This is a genomic window from Rhizobacter sp. P2_H2 (assembly GCF_056403375.1).
This window is the reverse complement of record NZ_JBFUFP010001483.1, coordinates 1-1,028: the sequence shown is the minus strand read 5'-3', so window position 1 is coordinate 1,028 and position 1,028 is coordinate 1. Positions and strand designations below refer to the sequence as shown.

Below are 1,028 nucleotides of genomic sequence, written 5' to 3'. Positions count from 1 at the left end.
GTTGTAGACCTGTGCGCGGTATTTCTTATCAACCCACCGATATATTCCGGTTATGTGGGCCGTAGAAGGTTGTCCGTTGTCCAGTGAATGGCGGTTGACTTCTTCTACCTCGTTGAGGGTCTTGGTCGTTCGCTCGACCTTAGTTGTTGTCTGTACCTTACTAACAGCCCGATCAACGACCTCCCGCGCAAAGTTGCTACTGTTTTTCTCCGACTCCTGTTTCGACGTCGAGGTCGCGAAGTCGGCGGTTGCCGTTGATACGACCGGCCCATATGCCGCCGTAACTGTGAGTCCCGCCTTGATCGAAATATCGTCCTTGATCGATTTTTCGGCTTCCCGCTTGAGCTCGAAACGATCAGTTGATTGGGTGTCGCGCTCGGTGTCTTTGACCTCCTCCTCGGACGTAAATATGCTAGTCTCAGTTCGATCGAGTTTCCGGTGTGTGCGCTCCTTTGACTCTCCTTTAAGTACGTTTTCGATGTGCGACACCTCTCCCGCGACGTAGGCGATCAACGTTTGCTTTACTACCTTCAGATCGCCAATCCCGAGCGGGGTGATTTTCCCGCTGACATCGACGTCCGGGGCGCTCTTCGCTGCTTCAGCAGCTTTCCTTGTTGCCTCGGGTGCAAGTTGCAATATCGCGGCCTGATATTCTGGATCTTCCGCCAACTCTGTTGCTCGGTCCGTCAACTTTTGAAGATGCTGTCGCAAGACCTGAGAGGCGGCGGGTGCGGGCGTGTCGCGATCAAGTTGCAAGAAGTCAAGAACGGCAGCTTGCTCCGCCGCAAGACTCGCAGGCAGCGCTTCGCTTAAGTTCGGCGTGGTTGACATCAAGACTTGGCTGGACCACATCGCCGCCGAGGGTGATGAAGTGGTTTGCGGCGCGACCGCCTTCGACCTGGCCGGTGCGCTCGCGACTGTTTCAAGCAGTTTCGCGGTCGAGGTCAGCTCTGCTGCTAAGGTTCGGACCGCATCGATTCTCGGCGCAGGCCCCGTAGGCGCGGTAGTGGAACCGCCCGTGCCTGCTG

At 56.5% G+C, this 1,028-nt stretch carries 2 protein-coding genes; one reads left to right on the top strand and one right to left on the bottom strand.

Features of this window, described 5'->3' with window-relative positions:
- Window positions 1-831 (bottom strand): hypothetical protein (locus tag AC1D15_RS34110; protein ID WP_477829561.1); only part of this gene is annotated, 831 nt, incomplete at its 3' end.
- On the opposite strand from AC1D15_RS34110, the gene AC1D15_RS34105 reads away from it, so the two are divergent.
- The coding region (locus tag AC1D15_RS34105; RefSeq protein WP_477829560.1) for a hypothetical protein at window positions 821-1,028 on the top strand (208 nt) is incomplete at its 3' end. The genes AC1D15_RS34110 and AC1D15_RS34105 overlap by 11 nt on opposite strands.